Genomic DNA, 14,279 nt, shown 5'->3' on the forward strand with positions numbered 1-14,279 from the left:
CTCGCGGCGGACTGACTACACGCACGCCAGACGACCTCGCAACGTGAGCAAGAGAAGCGGGTCGTCAAAGGGCAGCGCAAAGGGGCAGTGTAGCCGAACGGCACACGCCTGTCCACTTCGCTCTCGCTGCATGCTCCACGTTGTCCGCAGCATCGCCCGTCCGAGCGGAAACGTCAAGCCCGCGAGCCGGACTTTCGGCCAACTCAAAGCCTGGACGCTGGGATTTCTCCCCCTGGCGACAGATGGCTAGCACTAGGCCCCAAGACGATACCCGCGAGCCGGGGCCGCTAACGCTCTGTCACACCGTGGTCTGAACCCATGCTGACGATCGGTGGAACCGTGACGGTTCTACCCATTCTCAAAGACGCGCTAAACCTGGATTTTGATAACAATTGAATGTCGGGACATGCCCGGCATCAACTGCTGCCCACGAGGGTGGACAGGTCGCCCACCAGCCACCGCGAGCCATCCTTCACCATGACGAATCTAACCCGGTTCTGGATCACCTGCTGGCGCGGCTCGGCGTCCCCCTGCGCCTGCTTGGTCGTCCCCAGGTTCACGAACAGCAGGACGGACACCCTGTCAGGCGTGGCGTCCTGCACCGCGGCCCCGGCGACCGAGACCTCCTGGACGGTCCGCTGCTCGATCGCCCTGGGCACGAGCGATCTGCGCAACTCCTGGTAGCGGCGGGTCAGCTCGCCGGTGGTCAGCGCCTGCGCCCTGTTCAGGTCGTCCTCGATCGTCCGGTAGTTGTAGGACAGCAGGTCGGGCGCCAGCGCCCTGGCCGCGACCATCGCCTGCTCCCCCGCCGCCCGCCCGCCGCGCAGGTGCTCCAGCTCCCCTCCCATCCGCAGCGACGTCCAGCCGAGGAAGGCCACGGCCACGGCCAGCACCGCCGCCAGCGCGACCCTCACAGCACCTGCTCCGCTTTCGCCACGAGCCAGCGCCCGCCGACCTTGGACAGGTCCATCGACCACCGGTAATAGCGGTCCTGCCGGGGCGTGCCCGTACCCTCCCAGTTGATCGTGGAGTCGGCGACGACCAGCACCTTGGCGGTGTCGCCGGCCATCGAGACCATCCCCGAGGCGCGCACCGCCCCCGTCTGCACGACCTTGTTGGCGATCGTGGTCTCCCTCAACTTGGGCGCCCCCGCGTGGTACTCGGCATACGCGGGCCCCGTCGAGGTCGCGAGGATCCTGGCGATGCTGGCGTCGGCGCTCTTGTAGTTGAGCGAGAGCAGGTTGAGCGCATGCGCCGCGGCCGCGTCGATCGCCGCCCGGCGGTCGGCGTCCGCGGCCTCCTCGTCGCGCAGCTGCGCGCTCAACCAGAAGGCGACCCCCGCCACCAGCACAAGGACCGCCGCCAGCGCGATGGTCAGCCTGCGCACCACGGTCACCGACCGGGAGGAGTCAGCAGTGCCTGCCATATCGCGGGATCATAACGCTCGCCCCATTCCTCCAGGCCCGGAATGCTCGGGTGGGCAGGTGTGGCGTGCCCCTGACCGCCGTCCCGCCGCCTTCCGGAATCCCGCCGCCCGGCTCCCGGACGGCCGAACCCCCGAACGGCCGGCATCTCTGAACAGCCGGCCCCCTGAACGGCTGGCACCCCTGAACAGCCGCCACCACAGGTCGGGACGTCACCCGCCACCAGTCCTCCGACGGCGACCGCGCCTGTCCCGGCTCATGACGAGGGTCGGCGCGGCGCCGAGGTCACGAACCACGCCCGCCGCGGCGCCGAGGCGGGCCGGCAGATGTCGGAGATCGGCGAGCGCGCCATCCGCGAGTGTCCGTCATGCCGGGCGGGTCGAGGCAGGTGAGCGTCCCGTCCGTCCCCTGTCGGGACTGCTTCCTGGGCACCGTACGGCGGGGCCGGGATCTGTGACGACGGCGGAGATCGTCGCCCGGCGGACGGCCCGGCCGGCAGCCCGTCCCGAGTGCGGCTCGGCGGCGTGCGGGTGGTCTCGTCGAGGGAGGGGCGGCTTCGGGCTGCGGGCCGTACGGGGGACTTCTGCCTCTCAGCGCGCGGCCGCGGGCAACTTCCCGCGCGATGAGCCAGATCTTGTGGAGCGTGATGGATCCGGGCCGCGGAGCGTGGGCGGTGGCGGGTCAGTGCACGCCGTTCATGTGGGCGTTGATGAGCCTGGGGTACTCCTCCAGCCAGTTCCGGCCGCGCTCGTCCACGAAGGAGCCCTGTGGCGGGATCACCCCGTTGGCCGCCAGCCACGAACCCGGCGGCTTCTGGGTGCGGCGGATGCCGTTCCCGCTGGGCATCAGCTGCGGCGGGATCGGCGGCAGCGCGCCGGGGTCGTGGCCCAGCTGTGCCTCGGCCTCCAGCTCGGAGATGTCCTTCTCCTCCGACATGCCGATCGGGCCGTGCCTGCGGGCGTTGAGGAACTGCCTGACCACAGGCTCGTCGCTGGACAGCAACATCTCCCTCGGGCCGAACATCACCAGCTCGCGCCGGAACAGCAGCCCGATGTCGTCGGGGACCGTGCGCGCGGTGTTGATGTCGTGGGTGACGATGAGGAAGGTCGCCTCGATCTCGGCGTTGAGGTCGACGATGAGCTGGTTGAGATAGGCGGTACGGACCGGGTCGAGGCCCGAGTCCGGCTCGTCGAACAGGATGATCTCGGGGTCGAGTACCAGGGCCCTGGCCAGCCCGGCGCGCTTGCGCATACCACCGGAGATCTCGCCCGGCAGCTTGCCCTCAGCTCCGACGAGGCCGACCAGCTCCATCTTCTCCATGACGATCTGGCGGATCTGTGACTCGTTCTTCCTGGTGTGCTCGCGCAGCGGGAAGGCGATGTTGTCGTAGAGGCTCAGCGACCCGAAGAGCGCGCCGTCCTGGAAGAGCACCCCGAACAGGCGGCGCAGCTCGTAGAGCTTGTTCTCGCTGCAGTTGGCCAGGTCGTAGCCGTCGATCCAGATGTGGCCGCGCTCGGGCCGCAGCAGGCCGACGAGGGTTTTGAGGAAGACCGACTTGCCGGTGCCCGAGGGCCCGAGCAGGACGGAGATCTCGCCCGCGGGGAGGGTCAGCGAGACGTCCTCCCAGATGACCTGCCGACCGAACGACTTGGTCAGCCCGTCGACCACGACCTCGACGCCCACAGGTCACCCTCCACTTGGCTGGTGGTAACGAGACGAACACATTACTTACGGCCGTAACGGAGCTTCCCGCGAATTGGAATCCATTCCAATAATTCGACGGGATTGTTACTGGGCGGTTATGTCAGCGCGTGGAGGGCGGGACGCAACAGCCTCGCCACCTCTTCGGCGGGGACGTCGCGCAACTCGTCGAGGTCGAGGAGCTGGTGGCCGATGGTGACGCCCAGCAGGATCAGGGTGATGAGCGCGGCCTTGAGCCTGGCGTCGCGCCCTTCGATCGCCGCACTGATCTGCTCGATCTGCCTGCTGAAAGTCGCGCGGGCGGACGCGGAGGCCTCCGGGTGGGTGAGCATCGAACGCATCGTCGCCAGCGAGCTCTGGGGCAGCTCGCCCAGCTTGACCCCCAGGGATCCGAGCAGGTCGTCGACCAGCCGCCCCGCGTCCTCGGGCTCGACGTGGACGGCCCGCTCGAACAGGCCCTGCTTGCTGCCGAAGTGCTGCATGACCAGGGCGGGGTCGACGCCCGCCGCGGTGGCGACGGCCCTGATCGTGGTGCGTTCGAAACCCTTCTCGGCGAACGAGGCCCGGGCCGCTTCGAGGATCCTCTGCTCGGTCCTTGCCCTGCGTTCGGCGCGCGTCGGAGTCACGCGGTCACTCTACTTCTCCCCTTGTTCACTCAACGGTTGTTGAGTAAGTTGGGCCGCATGACAGCGATCGTCACGCGTTTCCATGAGGCCATGCTCCACAAGTCGGCCGACGAGCTCGCCGACCTCTACGCCGAGGACGGCGTCCACGAGTTCCCCTTCCTGATGCCGGGCATGGTCGAGCGCTACAACGGCAGGGAGGAGATCCGAGCCGGATACAAGGCCTCGTGGGGCGCCACGCCGGCCTCCGTCGAGGAGATCCGCAACGTCGTCATCCACCAGAGCACCGACCCCGAGGTGCTCGTGGTCGAACACGAGACCGCCGTCACGGTGTACGGCCGGCCGTACACCGTCCCGGGGCTGCTCGTACTGCGTGTACGCGAAGGGAAGATCATCCACACCCGCGATTACATGGACGCCACGGCCGTGGCCAGCCTGCGGTCAGGTCATACAGAGTGACGCCGCCGACCGTTCTCGCGGTGAAGTTCTCCTGCACCCAGGCGGCGATCCTGGCGGCCTCGTCGCTGCCGCCCGCCGCGGCTCCCGCCCTGCGGCCCATCGCCATGCCGCCGCCGGTGAAGTAGTGGATCTTCCCGCTCTCGACGTGGTCCTGGAACTGGGCGAGGGTGGGCGCGGGATCGGTGCCGTTGAACCCGCCCACGGCCATCACGGGGAGCTCTGTGGCGAGCTGGAAGCCCGCCGCGTTGTTCGAGCCGACCGTGGCGGCGACCCAGGTGTACGGCGCCGCACCGGCCTTGAGCAGCGCGGTGACCTCGGCGCTGGGGGTCGCCGCGTTCAACAGCCCGCCGCCTCCGCCCCGCCCACCGGTCACTCCGCCGTCCTGCCCGTCGACCTGGCCGGCGCTCGGCCCACCATCCAGTCCATTACCTGGCCCGCCGTCCGCCCCGTCTCCCTGCCCGCCACCCGGGCCACCGTCCGCCCCGTCTCCCTGCCCGCCACCCGGGCTACCCTCGGCCCCGTCTCCCTGCCCGCCACCCGGGCCACCGTCCTGGCCGCTGCCTGGCCAGCCGCCACGGCCGCCGTTCTGGTCACCGTCCTGCCCGCCGGGGGCACCGTTCGACGAACCGCGGGTAGCGCCCATGCGACCCCACGCTCCCCCGTCAGGACCGCCAGGACGACCGGGCCCGCCGCCGAAGCCACCCGTTGAGGGGCCCGCGGTGGGGATCGCACCCGAGTGCGCCGAACCCGCCGTGTCCACGGCATACGCCACGGGCCCGGCCAGGCACGCCACCACGGCCGCCGCCGCGGCCACCCCTATAACCCTGCCCCACACCCGCCCTGCGGCGCCCCCTGACCGGGCCGCCTCGACAGCACCGCTCCCCGAGGACACGCCAAGAACCCGTCCCGCGTCGAGCTCGGCCCGAGTCCGCCCTTCAGCGCCGCTCCCCTCGGACGCGCCTAGGGTCGGTCCCGTAGCGCGCCCTGCCGGTGTCGTCTCCCGAGGATCGTCCTCCATGGACGCTCCCTGAACCCGTTCACGAGCGACGGTCCCCGAGAACATCCCCAGCACCCGTTCGTGAGCGACAGCCTCCGAGGACGCTCCCTGAACCCATTCGTGAGCCGCGGTCTCCGAGAACGTGCCCAGCATCCATTCGTGAGCGACAGCCTCCGGGAACGTACCCGGCACCCATCCGCCGGCGACAGTCTCCGAGGGCGCTCGACACTTCTTCACGAACAGCGGGACTCGGGGACGTGCCCGGCGACCGCGTGTCGGGGTCGGCCTCCTCAGGCGCGCCCGGCAACCGCCCCACACCGCTGACGGCTCCACCACCCGACCGCGTCGCAACCACAAGCGCGGCGGCAGCGGCCAGTCCGGCCACCAGAACGACCGGTCCGAGCCACGCGTTCCACTCCGAGCTGCGTGACAGCAGCACCCACGACCACACCGCCGTCACGGCCACCGTCGGCGCCAGGGTTCCAGCCGCCCACAACGAGCGCCGATAAGACCACAGCACCGCCGTCCCCATGCCCACCAGCGCGGCGATCACCGGAGCAAGGGCCACCGTGTAGTACGCGTGGAAGATGCCCTGCATCAGGCTGAAGATCAGCCCGGTGGCCAGCGGCCAGCTCCCCCACAGCGCGAACGCCGCCCACGCCGCGTCGGAACCCGTTCCCGCATACGCCCTACCCCTGCCCGCCCTGCCGGCATCCGCATGAGCCGCGCCTGTGTCCGTGATCGCGCGGGTGCGTCGCTGCGTCCAGAGGCCCACCGCCAGCAGTATCAGCGCCGCGGGCAGCAGCCAGGCGATCTGCCCTCCCGCTTCGGTGTCGAACAGCCGCAGCCACCCGGCCTGCTCGTTGAGGTTGCCGAGGCCGCCGTAGTCGTCACCGTTCAACCGCCCGATGCCGTTGTAGCCCAACGCGAGCTCCAGCACGCTGTTGCCCTGCGAACCCCCGATGTAGGGCCGTTCGCTCGCCGGGACCAGCGCGACCGCCACCGGCCACCAGCCCGCCGCCACCAGCATCGCGCCGCCCGCCAGAACCAACTGCCACAGCCGCCGCCCGAACAAGGCAGGCGCCGCCACCAAATACACCAGCGCGAACCCTGGCAGCACCACGAACGCCTGCATCATCTTCGCCAGAAACCCGAACCCGACGCACACTCCCGCCAGCACCAGCCACCGCGTCGAGGCCCGCTCCTGCGCCCGCACCACGCAGTACGCGGCCAACGACAGCAGCAACACCAGCAGCGCGTCAGGGTTGTTGAAGCGGAACATCAGCACCGCAACGGGCGTCAACGCCATCACCGCGCCCGCCAGCAGCGCCGACCAGGCGGGGAAGAGCCTGCGCACGGCGGCGTACACGGTCGCGACCGTCGCCACGCCCATCAAAGCCTGCGGCACGAGGATGCTCCACGCGTTCAAGCCGAAGACCCGCACGCTGAGCGCCATCGGCCACAACGCGGCGGGAGTCTTGTCGACGGTGATCGCGTTGGCGGCGTCGGAGGAGCCGAAGAAGAACGCCGTCCAGCTCTCGCTGCCCGCCTGCACCGCGGCCGAGTAGAAGGGGTTCGCCCAGCCTGACGCGCTCAGACCCAAGGTGTAGAGCGCGGCCGTCGCCATCAGGAGCCCGGCCAGCGCGAGCCTCTCGGGCCCCTGCCCGATCGTGTCCATTCCTCGACGCTAGGAACGCTCTCTGAGACGGCCATGAGATCCACCCTCACGCATCCTCAGGATCCCGAGAGGCGCGGCCGGAGGTTGTGGAGCATCCGGGCATCCACGGATCAAGGCATGCGCGCGTCCCGCCAGCCGTGGTTCAGGTGTCTGAGGGTCTCAGCATTCCGGTGCATCCGGAGTCTCAGCGTCCGCGGGGCTCGTGTCCCCTGGTTCCCCGGATCGGCGGGACTGCGGGTCAGGAGGGCTCCGGAGCCCGGCGCCGCAGGCGGCGCAGTGCCCGGCGGCGCAGTGCCCAGCGTTATAGGCGGCGCAGTGCCCGACGGCACAGGCGGAAGACGCGCGAAGCAAACGCAGGAGATGGGCGCAGACGGCAAGCTCGGCAGACGGCAGACGGCAGACGCAGGCGGCAGGCGGCAGGCGCGAGAGGCGGACGCGGGAGACAGGAGCAGGCGGCAGCCTCGGGAGGCAGAGGGCAAGCGGCAGGCGGCACGCGACAGGCCCGGTGGGCGGCGAGCGGCAGGCTGGGCACGCGGCGGACGGCAGGCGGCGGGCGGCAGCGGGCGATTCTCGCGACCGGCCCCGGAGGGACCGGTGGGTCCTGCGGCCCGGACACTGCGGCCCGACGGCCGGCGAATGGCAGGTCGGCGCGAACGGCAGGTCGGCGACTCCCGGAAAGGCACCGGGAAAACAAAAAGAGCGGAACCCACCCGGCACCAGGGTGTGTTCCGCTCTTTCTGAAAAGACGCGCCGTCTTACTTGACGGTGACGGTGGCGCCGGCGCCCTCGAGGGCAGCCTTGGCCTTCTCCGCCTGCTCCTTGTTGACCTTGCCGTCGAAGACCGGCTTCGGAGCGCCGTCGACCAGGTCCTTGGCCTCCTTCAGGCCGAGGGAGGTCAGCGCGCGGATCTCCTTGATGACCTGGATCTTCTTGTCGCCGGCGGCCTCGAGGATGACGTCGAACTCGTCCTGCTCCGCGGCCTCCTCAGCGGCGGCGGCCGGGGCGGCAGCGGCGGCAACGGCGACCGGGGCGGCAGCCTTGACGTCGAAGGTCTCCTCGAACAGCTTCACGAACTCGGAAAGCTCGAGGAGGGTCATCTCCTTGAACGCGTCGAGCAGCTCGTCGGTGCTGAGCTTCGCCATGATGTTTCCTCCGTATGGATCTTGCTAAATGGTGTTACGGGACCGCGGTGAAGTTGCGGCAATCCCCGGTCTTACTCGCCCGCCTCCGCGCGCTTGGCGCGAAGGGCGTCGGCCAGCTGAGCCATGTTGGTGGGCAGCGCGGCGAACACGGCGGCAGCAGCGGACTGCTTCGCCTTCATCGCGCCGGCCAGCTTCGCGAGGAGAACCTCGCGGGACTCGAGGTCAGCGAGCTTGGTGATCTCGGCAGCATCGAGGGCCTTGCCCTCCATGAAGCCGCCCTTGATCACCAGAAGGGGATTGGCCTTGGCGAAGTCACGCAGACCCTTGGCGGCCTCGACCACGTCGCCCGTCACGAAGGCGACGGCCGTCGGGCCGACCAGCAGCGAGTCGAGACCCGTCACGCCGGCCTCGTTGGCCGCGATCTTGGTCAGGGTGTTCTTCGCCACGGCGAACTTCGCGTTCCCACCGAGCGACTTACGCAGCTCCTTGAGCTGTGCGACGGTGAGACCGCGGTACTCGGTCAGAACGGCGGCGCTGCTGCCCTCGAACTCGCTCTTGAGCTCGGCAACCGCTGTCGCCTTATCCGCCCTCGCCATGGGCCTCCTTCCAGATGTGCCACCGGCGAAGGCCTCTGAACATGAAACAAGCCCCGGCGCAGGCGCACGGGGCTCCATCCATGTGAAGATCACACGGAAGAACTTCGCATCTCACCTACGCGGGCCGTCCACGTTGTGTGGATCCTTCGGTCACCGGGCCTTGAGGCACCCAGCGACGACCGGCGGTCTTTGGCAAGCATCAGAATAGGGGGCGATCCGTCAAGATGCCAAATCGCCCCCTGCCGGGATCAGTTCCTGGGAAGGTCACCCACCTGGTCGGCGGGCGGCGCGGCGATGGAGACCGGCTCGTTGAAGCCCTTGAAGAACAGGTTGGCGTTGAACTTCCCGCCCTTCTCCTCACCGGACATGGTGAGCTTGCGCGGCAGTCCGTCCGAGCCGACCCAGATGTCGAAGGTGACGTTCTGGAGCTCGGCGAGGTGCTCCTTGGCCTGTGCCTGCTCCTCGGCGGGCAGCTGTGCCACGGCCGTGTCCACCGGGAACGTGCCGCCGTAGTGGGTGGTGTCGACACCGCTCACGCTCTCGGTGCCGACCTGCTTGACGTTCTGCGAGGCGGTGACGAGCTTGGTGACGTTCGCCAGGTCGAACCGCTGGACCTGGTCGAGGAACTGCTTGGCCTCCGCGCCTCCCTCGCTCACCGGGATCTTGATCCACGGCTTGGTGGCGCCCAGCACCTTGTTCAGCGTCTCGACCTTCACATAGACGTTGTCGCCCTGCAGAACGGCGCGCGCGCCGCCCGGAAGGCTCTGCCCGCCGAAGTTGGCGGTGTCGAGCGTCAGGTCGGCGGCAAGCTGCGGCTTGCTCTGGTAGACCATGCGCCCCTGAACCTTGCCGGTACCCTCCTGCGGATGGGTCACGTCGACCACGCCGTCGACGGTGTAGCTGGTGACTTCCTGCGTCTTCTGCGCGGCCTGCTCCAGGACCTCGGCGGCGGCCAGCTTGGCCTGAATGGGCACCGCACCTGACGCGGTCGATCCGGTCGATCCACAACCCGCGACCGCGACGAGGGCGGCGGCGCCCGTCGCGGCGACGGCGAGAGTAATCCTGCGCTTCAGCATGCTTTCGACACTACGTCTCCGATTCACGCTTTTCGGCTTCCCTGGACCAACTCAGGGAAACTCCAGGGTCATCCCTGAGCCCCGTGTTTCCAGGCGATCCGGCGCCTGAGCCAGGTACGTGATCTCGGGCGATCCCTGCCTGCCCGCTCACGACGATCCGCGCCATTCCGCTCAAGACGATCAGCCTGTACGGCAAGCCCCCACCAAGCGCCACCCTCGGCACGTGGCCGGCGTCTGTCCAGGGATACGCCTCACCGAGCGCACGTGGCCGGCCGCCGTCACGGAACGTCCGGTCGTCCGTTGCGGCGGGAAGCGGCGGGTCACGAGAAGCGTCCCCTGGACGGACGGCCACCACGGGACCACGGAGGCGCCCGACCCGGCATGCCGTAAAGAACGAAGAGTCCCGGCAGAACGAAAGACCCGGCAGAACAACAAAAGACCCCGGCGGGACAAGGAATCCCGACAGGACGAAAGACCCCGGCAGGAGGAAGAATCCCCGAGAGGATGAAAGAGCCCCCGGGGGAACGCGGAAGGCCCCCGCAGGAGTCCTGCGGGGGCCTTCACGGGCGTGGAAGGGATCAGCCCTCGAGCTCGGCGGTCAGCGCGCGAGTCAGGTTGGGGTCGACCGGGACGCCGGGGCCCATCGTGGTGGAGAAGGTGACCTTCTTCAGGTAGCGCCCCTTGGCCGCGGACGGCTTGAGACGCAGCACCTCGTCAAGGGCGGCGGCGTAGTTCTCGATGAGCTGGCGGTCATCGAACGACGTCTTGCCGATGATGAAGTGGAGGTTCGCCTGACGGTCGGTACGGAACTCGATCTTTCCGCCCTTGATGTCGGTCACGGCCTTGGCGACGTCCGGCGTCACGGTGCCGGTCTTCGGGTTCGGCATCAGACCACGCGGGCCGAGGACGCGGCCCAGGCGGCCGACCTTGCCCATCAGGTCGGGGGTGGCGACGACGGCGTCGAACTCGTTCAGGCGGTTGCCCTTGGCGATGTCGTCGATCAGCTCGTCGGCTCCGACGATGTCGGCGCCGGCCTCGCGGGCAGCCTCGGCACGGTCACCGGTCGCGAAGACCAGGACCCGGGCGGTCTTACCGGTGCCGTGCGGGAGGTTGACCGTGCCGCGCACGATCTGGTCGGCCTTGCGAGGGTCGACACCCAGCCGCAGCGCCACCTCAACGGTGGCGTCGAACTTGGTGGTGGTGGTGGCCTTGGCCAGCTTCGCGGCCTCGGCGGGGGTGTAGAGCTTCTCGCGGTCGACCTGGGCCGACGCGTTCTTGTGCGCCTTGCTGCGCTTCACTTCGGGTCTCCTTGGTGGAGTCTGTGGTCGCGGGCCAGCGCGTGGCCCTCCCACGGGTGGAACAGGACGGTCTTACTCAGCGACGGTGATGCCCATCGACCGGGCGGTGCCGGCGATGATCTTCTCGGCGGCCTCGACGTCGTTGGCGTTGAGGTCGGGCATCTTGGTCTCGGCGATGCTGCGCAGCTGCTCGCGGCTCAGCTTGCCGACCTTGTCCTTGTGGGGGACCGCAGAGCCCTTGTCGAGGCCGAGCGCCTTCTTGATCAGCTCAGGCGCCGGGGGCGTCTTCGTGATGAAGGTGAAGCTGCGGTCCTCGAAAATGGTGATCTCAACGGGGATGATGTTGCCCCGCTGGGCTTCGGTGGCAGCGTTGTACTGCTTCACGAAGTCCATGATGTTGACGCCGTGCGGACCGAGGGCGGTACCGACCGGCGGGGCGGGCGTGGCCTGGCCAGCGGGAAGCTGGACCTTGACCAGTGCCGCGATCTTCTTCTTCGGAGGCATGTGTCCTTCTCCGGGTCCTGATCGTGGTGCCGTCCGCTCGCGGGTGCGGGCGGACATGTCGGAAGGCCGCCCTTCGCGAGGGACGGCCTGCCGAACGTCATGTCGACGGAAAACGTGTGACGGATCTCCGGCGGCTAGCGCACAGCCGGGGTCACGCGTTCCTCGTCAAGTGTATGCGAGCCTGTCAGATCTTAGAGACCTGGTTGAACGACAGCTCGACGGGGGTCTCGCGACCGAAGATCGACACCAGCACCTTGAGCTTCTGCGACTCGGGGCTGATCTCGCTGACCGAGGCGGGCAGCGTGGCGAACGGGCCGTCCATGACGGTGACCGACTCGCCGATCTCGAACTCGACCGTGGGGCCCGTGGCGGTCTTGGCGGTGGCCTTCTTGGCCTCCTCCGTCGGCTCGGGCGCCAGCAGCTTGGCGACCTCGTCGAGGCTGAGCGGGCTCGGCTTGTTGGACAGGCCGACGAAGCCGGTCACGCCGGGCGTGTTGCGCACGGCGGCCCAGGACTCGTCGGTGAGGTCCATGCGCACGAGCACGTAGCCGGGCAGCACACGCTCCTTGACCGGGACCTTCTTGCCGCTCTTGAACTCCTGGACGGTGTGCGTGGGCACCTCGACCTGGAAGATGTAGTCCTCCATGTTGAGCGACACGTTGCGGCTCTCGATGTTGGACTTCACGCGGTTCTCGTAGCCGGCGTAGGAGTGGATGACGTACCACTCGCCGAGCTGGCCGCGCAGCGAGCGCTTGAACTCCTCGACAGGATCGACGTCTTCCTCGACCTCGGCCGCCTCGTCGACGGTCACCGGAGCCTCTTCGGACTCCTCGGTCTCCTCGACCTCGTCGTCGTCGGCGTCCTCGGCCTCATCGAACTCGGTCTCCTCGACCTCGTCGATGGCCTCCTCAGCGGAGACGTCGTCGTCCCACTCCTCGCGAGGGGTGTCTGAAGTCTCGGACACGGTGACTTTTCCTCTTTCGTCGAATCGAATGGTGCCCTGTCAGGCGTCGGGTCAGCTGCCGCCGAAGATCCGCAGGACGCCCTCCGTGAACAGGGCGTCAAGCCCCGACACGATCGCAACCATGATCAGAACGAATACCAGAACGACCGTGGTGTAGGTGATGAGATCCTTACGCGTCGGCCAGATGACCTTGCGCAGCTCGTTGACGACCTGCCGATAGAAAAGGGCGGGTGAAGTGCGCTTCTGCTTCTTCTCACCGCTCGGCTTGCCTGCGGTCTCGCTGTGCGTGTCGATCGCCACAGTCCTCACCTGATCTGTCGTATCCAACGCAGTTGCGCGGCGCGCTTGCACGCCTTGCTGCGCGGACCGCACTCAGCAGGGCAAGAGGGACTCGAACCCCCAACCGCCGGTTTTGGAGACCGGAGCGCTACCAATTGCGCCATTGCCCTATGTCGTCAACCACACTACAACGATTGACTGCCTGCCCGGACCGATCGCCACATCGACATGCGGCGGCAGGACCATGCGAAAGTGTACGGGGGAATGACCGCTACGTCGAACCAGACACGATCGCCCAGGTAGCGGCCTTCTGCCCGCACTACGATGGTCGTCATGTCCAGCCGCATCTCCGCACGCGTTTCCGCGATCTCAGAGTCCGCCACGCTGGCCGTCGACGCCAAGGCGAAGGCCATGAAGGCGGCAGGCCGCCCGGTCATCGGCTTCGGCGCGGGCGAGCCCGACTTCCCCACGCCCGGCTACATCGTCGACGCGGCGATCGAGGCGGCGCGCGATCCGCGGTTCCACAAGTACACGCCGGCAGGGGGCCTGCCCGAGCTGAGGCAGGCGATCGCCGCCAAGACCCTGCGCGACTCCGGCTACGAGGTCGACGCCTCGAAAGTCCTGGTGACCAACGGCGGCAAGCAGGCCGTCTACCAGGCGTTCGCCACGCTCCTCGACCCGGGTGACGAGGTGCTGGTCGTCGCGCCGTACTGGACCACCTACCCCGAGGCGATCAAGCTGGCCGGCGGCGTGCAGGTCGACGTCGTCACCGACGAGACGAGCGGCTATCTGGCCACGGTCGAGCAGCTGGAGGCGGCACGCACCGAGCGGACGAAGGTGCTGCTGTTCGTCTCGCCGTCCAACCCGACCGGCGCGGTCTACTCGCGCGAGCAGGTGGAGGCCATCGGCCGCTGGGCGGCCGAGCACGACCTGTGGGTCGTCACCGACGAGATCTACGAGCACCTCGTGTACGGCGACACCGAGTTCACCAGCATCGCCACTGCCGTCCCCGAGCTCGGCGACAAGGTCGTCATCCTGAACGGCGTCGCCAAGACCTACGCGATGACGGGCTGGCGGGTCGGCTGGCTGATCGGCCCGCCCGACGTGGTGAAGGCCGCGACGAACCTGCAGTCCCACGCCACCTCCAACGTCGCCAACGTCTCGCAGATCGCCGCGCTGGCCGCCGTGTCCGGCGACCTGTCGGCGGTGGCCGAGATGCGCGAGGCGTTCGACCGGCGGCGCAAGACCATGGTGAGGATGCTCAACGACATCCCCGGCGTGCTCTGCCCCGAGCCTCTGGGCGCCTTCTACGTCTACCCGTCGGTCAAGGCGCTGCTCGGCAAGGAGATCAGGGGCAGGCGCCCGCAGACGTCCGCCGAGCTGGCCGAGCTGATCCTGGAGGAGGCGGAGGTCGCCGTCGTCCCCGGCGAGGCTTTCGGCACTCCTGGCTACTTCCGCCTGTCCTACGCGCTGGGTGACGACGACCTGGTCGAGGGCGTCAGCCGCCTGCAGAAGCTGCTGGCCGAGGCGAGCTGAGT

General features: G+C 68.7%; 16 protein-coding genes and 1 tRNA gene. 2 read left to right on the forward strand and 15 right to left on the reverse strand.

Translation table 11 applies throughout. From position 1 onward, the window contains the following. Positions 1 to 416 precede the first annotated feature (416 nt). The 4 genes from ACFSKW_RS16090 to ACFSKW_RS16105 form a co-directional block, all read right to left on the reverse strand. On the reverse strand, positions 417 to 914 hold the full coding sequence (locus tag ACFSKW_RS16090; RefSeq protein ID WP_379573045.1) for a hypothetical protein: 498 nt from the start codon (positions 912 to 914) through the stop codon (positions 417 to 419). After that, the gene (locus ACFSKW_RS16095; protein WP_379573046.1) at positions 911 to 1,426 is read right to left on the reverse strand and encodes a hypothetical protein; all 516 of its coding nucleotides are present in this window, start codon (positions 1,424 to 1,426) and stop codon (positions 911 to 913) included. Before ACFSKW_RS16095 ends, ACFSKW_RS16090 begins: the two co-directional genes overlap by 4 nt. Positions 1,427 to 2,105: 679 nt before the next feature. After that, the gene (locus ACFSKW_RS16100; RefSeq protein WP_379573047.1) at positions 2,106 to 3,107 is read right to left on the reverse strand and encodes an ABC transporter ATP-binding protein; all 1,002 of its coding nucleotides are present in this window, start codon (positions 3,105 to 3,107) and stop codon (positions 2,106 to 2,108) included. A gap of 116 nt (positions 3,108 to 3,223) precedes the next feature. Further along, positions 3,224 to 3,751 carry a TetR/AcrR family transcriptional regulator gene (locus ACFSKW_RS16105; protein WP_379573048.1) on the reverse strand — a complete coding sequence of 176 codons (528 nt, stop codon included), beginning with the start codon at positions 3,749 to 3,751 and terminating at the stop codon, positions 3,224 to 3,226. Positions 3,752 to 3,808: 57 nt separating this feature from the next. On the opposite strand from ACFSKW_RS16105, the gene ACFSKW_RS16110 reads away from it, so the two are divergent. Beyond that, positions 3,809 to 4,207 carry a nuclear transport factor 2 family protein gene (locus ACFSKW_RS16110; RefSeq protein WP_379573049.1) on the forward strand — a complete coding sequence of 133 codons (399 nt, stop codon included), beginning with the start codon at positions 3,809 to 3,811 and terminating at the stop codon, positions 4,205 to 4,207. Here ACFSKW_RS16110 and ACFSKW_RS16115 read toward each other — a convergent pair. From ACFSKW_RS16115 to ACFSKW_RS16165, 11 genes are all read right to left on the reverse strand, one after another. Next, a complete protein-coding gene (locus ACFSKW_RS16115; RefSeq protein ID WP_379573050.1) occupies positions 4,140 to 4,580 on the reverse strand; it encodes a mannosyltransferase YkcB-related protein in 441 nt (146 codons plus the stop codon). The two genes, ACFSKW_RS16110 and ACFSKW_RS16115, sit on opposite strands and share 68 nt — an antisense overlap. Then, on the reverse strand, positions 4,577 to 4,783 hold the full coding sequence (locus tag ACFSKW_RS16120) for a hypothetical protein (RefSeq protein WP_379573051.1): 207 nt from the start codon (positions 4,781 to 4,783) through the stop codon (positions 4,577 to 4,579). Before ACFSKW_RS16120 ends, ACFSKW_RS16115 begins: the two co-directional genes overlap by 4 nt. Positions 4,784 to 5,244: 461 nt before the next feature. Next, positions 5,245 to 6,882 carry an ArnT family glycosyltransferase gene (locus ACFSKW_RS16125; protein ID WP_379573052.1) on the reverse strand — a complete coding sequence of 546 codons (1,638 nt, stop codon included), beginning with the start codon at positions 6,880 to 6,882 and terminating at the stop codon, positions 5,245 to 5,247. A 755-nt stretch (positions 6,883 to 7,637) separates the two neighbouring features. Beyond that, entirely contained in the window at positions 7,638 to 8,024 is a 387-nt protein-coding gene (gene rplL / locus ACFSKW_RS16130; protein WP_379573053.1) for a 50S ribosomal protein L7/L12, read from the reverse strand. A 71-nt stretch (positions 8,025 to 8,095) separates the two neighbouring features. Beyond that, on the reverse strand, positions 8,096 to 8,620 hold the full coding sequence (gene rplJ, locus ACFSKW_RS16135; protein ID WP_354913849.1) for a 50S ribosomal protein L10: 525 nt from the start codon (positions 8,618 to 8,620) through the stop codon (positions 8,096 to 8,098). Between the two features lie 248 nt (positions 8,621 to 8,868). Next, positions 8,869 to 9,696: an SCO4651 family lipoprotein gene (locus ACFSKW_RS16140; protein WP_379573054.1), complete on the reverse strand. Its 828-nt coding sequence runs from the start codon at positions 9,694 to 9,696 to the stop codon at positions 8,869 to 8,871. 578 nt (positions 9,697 to 10,274) lie between these two features. Beyond that, positions 10,275 to 10,994 carry a 50S ribosomal protein L1 gene (gene rplA / locus ACFSKW_RS16145; protein WP_379573055.1) on the reverse strand — a complete coding sequence of 240 codons (720 nt, stop codon included), beginning with the start codon at positions 10,992 to 10,994 and terminating at the stop codon, positions 10,275 to 10,277. A gap of 72 nt (positions 10,995 to 11,066) precedes the next feature. After that, the gene (rplK, locus tag ACFSKW_RS16150; protein WP_192779583.1) at positions 11,067 to 11,498 is read right to left on the reverse strand and encodes a 50S ribosomal protein L11; all 432 of its coding nucleotides are present in this window, start codon (positions 11,496 to 11,498) and stop codon (positions 11,067 to 11,069) included. A 184-nt stretch (positions 11,499 to 11,682) separates the two neighbouring features. Beyond that, positions 11,683 to 12,462, reverse strand: coding sequence for a transcription termination/antitermination protein NusG (nusG, locus tag ACFSKW_RS16155; protein WP_379573056.1), 780 nt, complete (start codon positions 12,460 to 12,462; stop codon positions 11,683 to 11,685). Positions 12,463 to 12,513: 51 nt separating this feature from the next. After that, entirely contained in the window at positions 12,514 to 12,762 is a 249-nt protein-coding gene (gene secE, locus ACFSKW_RS16160; RefSeq protein ID WP_183650941.1) for a preprotein translocase subunit SecE, read from the reverse strand. A 76-nt stretch (positions 12,763 to 12,838) separates the two neighbouring features. Then, positions 12,839 to 12,911: transfer RNA gene (locus ACFSKW_RS16165), tRNA-Trp, on the reverse strand. 163 nt (positions 12,912 to 13,074) lie between these two features. Between ACFSKW_RS16165 and ACFSKW_RS16170 the strand changes: the two genes are divergently transcribed. Next, the gene (locus ACFSKW_RS16170; protein WP_379573057.1) at positions 13,075 to 14,277 is read left to right on the forward strand and encodes a pyridoxal phosphate-dependent aminotransferase; all 1,203 of its coding nucleotides are present in this window, start codon (positions 13,075 to 13,077) and stop codon (positions 14,275 to 14,277) included. The last annotated feature ends 2 nt before the right edge of the window (positions 14,278 to 14,279 follow it).

Source organism: Nonomuraea mangrovi (genome assembly GCF_042681425.1).
Taxonomy (GTDB): domain Bacteria; phylum Actinomycetota; class Actinomycetes; order Streptosporangiales; family Streptosporangiaceae; genus Nonomuraea; species Nonomuraea mangrovi.

What these genes read in the sequence shown, in the direction of transcription:
- ACFSKW_RS16095 (WP_379573046.1), bottom strand. Translation starts at nt 1,426, where the DNA reads ATGGCAGGCACTGCTGACTCCTCCCGGTCGGTGACCGTGGTGCGCAGG.
- rplK (WP_192779583.1), bottom strand. Translation starts at nt 11,498, where the DNA reads ATGCCTCCGAAGAAGAAGATCGCGGCACTGGTCAAGGTCCAGCTTCCC.
- ACFSKW_RS16125 (WP_379573052.1), bottom strand. Translation starts at nt 6,882, where the DNA reads ATGGACACGATCGGGCAGGGGCCCGAGAGGCTCGCGCTGGCCGGGCTC.
- rplJ (WP_354913849.1), bottom strand. Translation starts at nt 8,620, where the DNA reads ATGGCGAGGGCGGATAAGGCGACAGCGGTTGCCGAGCTCAAGAGCGAG.
- rplL (WP_379573053.1), bottom strand. Translation starts at nt 8,024, where the DNA reads ATGGCGAAGCTCAGCACCGACGAGCTGCTCGACGCGTTCAAGGAGATG.
- ACFSKW_RS16140 (WP_379573054.1), bottom strand. Translation starts at nt 9,696, where the DNA reads ATGCTGAAGCGCAGGATTACTCTCGCCGTCGCCGCGACGGGCGCCGCC.
- ACFSKW_RS16110 (WP_379573049.1), top strand. Translation starts at nt 3,809, where the DNA reads ATGACAGCGATCGTCACGCGTTTCCATGAGGCCATGCTCCACAAGTCG.
- ACFSKW_RS16170 (WP_379573057.1), top strand. Translation starts at nt 13,075, where the DNA reads ATGTCCAGCCGCATCTCCGCACGCGTTTCCGCGATCTCAGAGTCCGCC.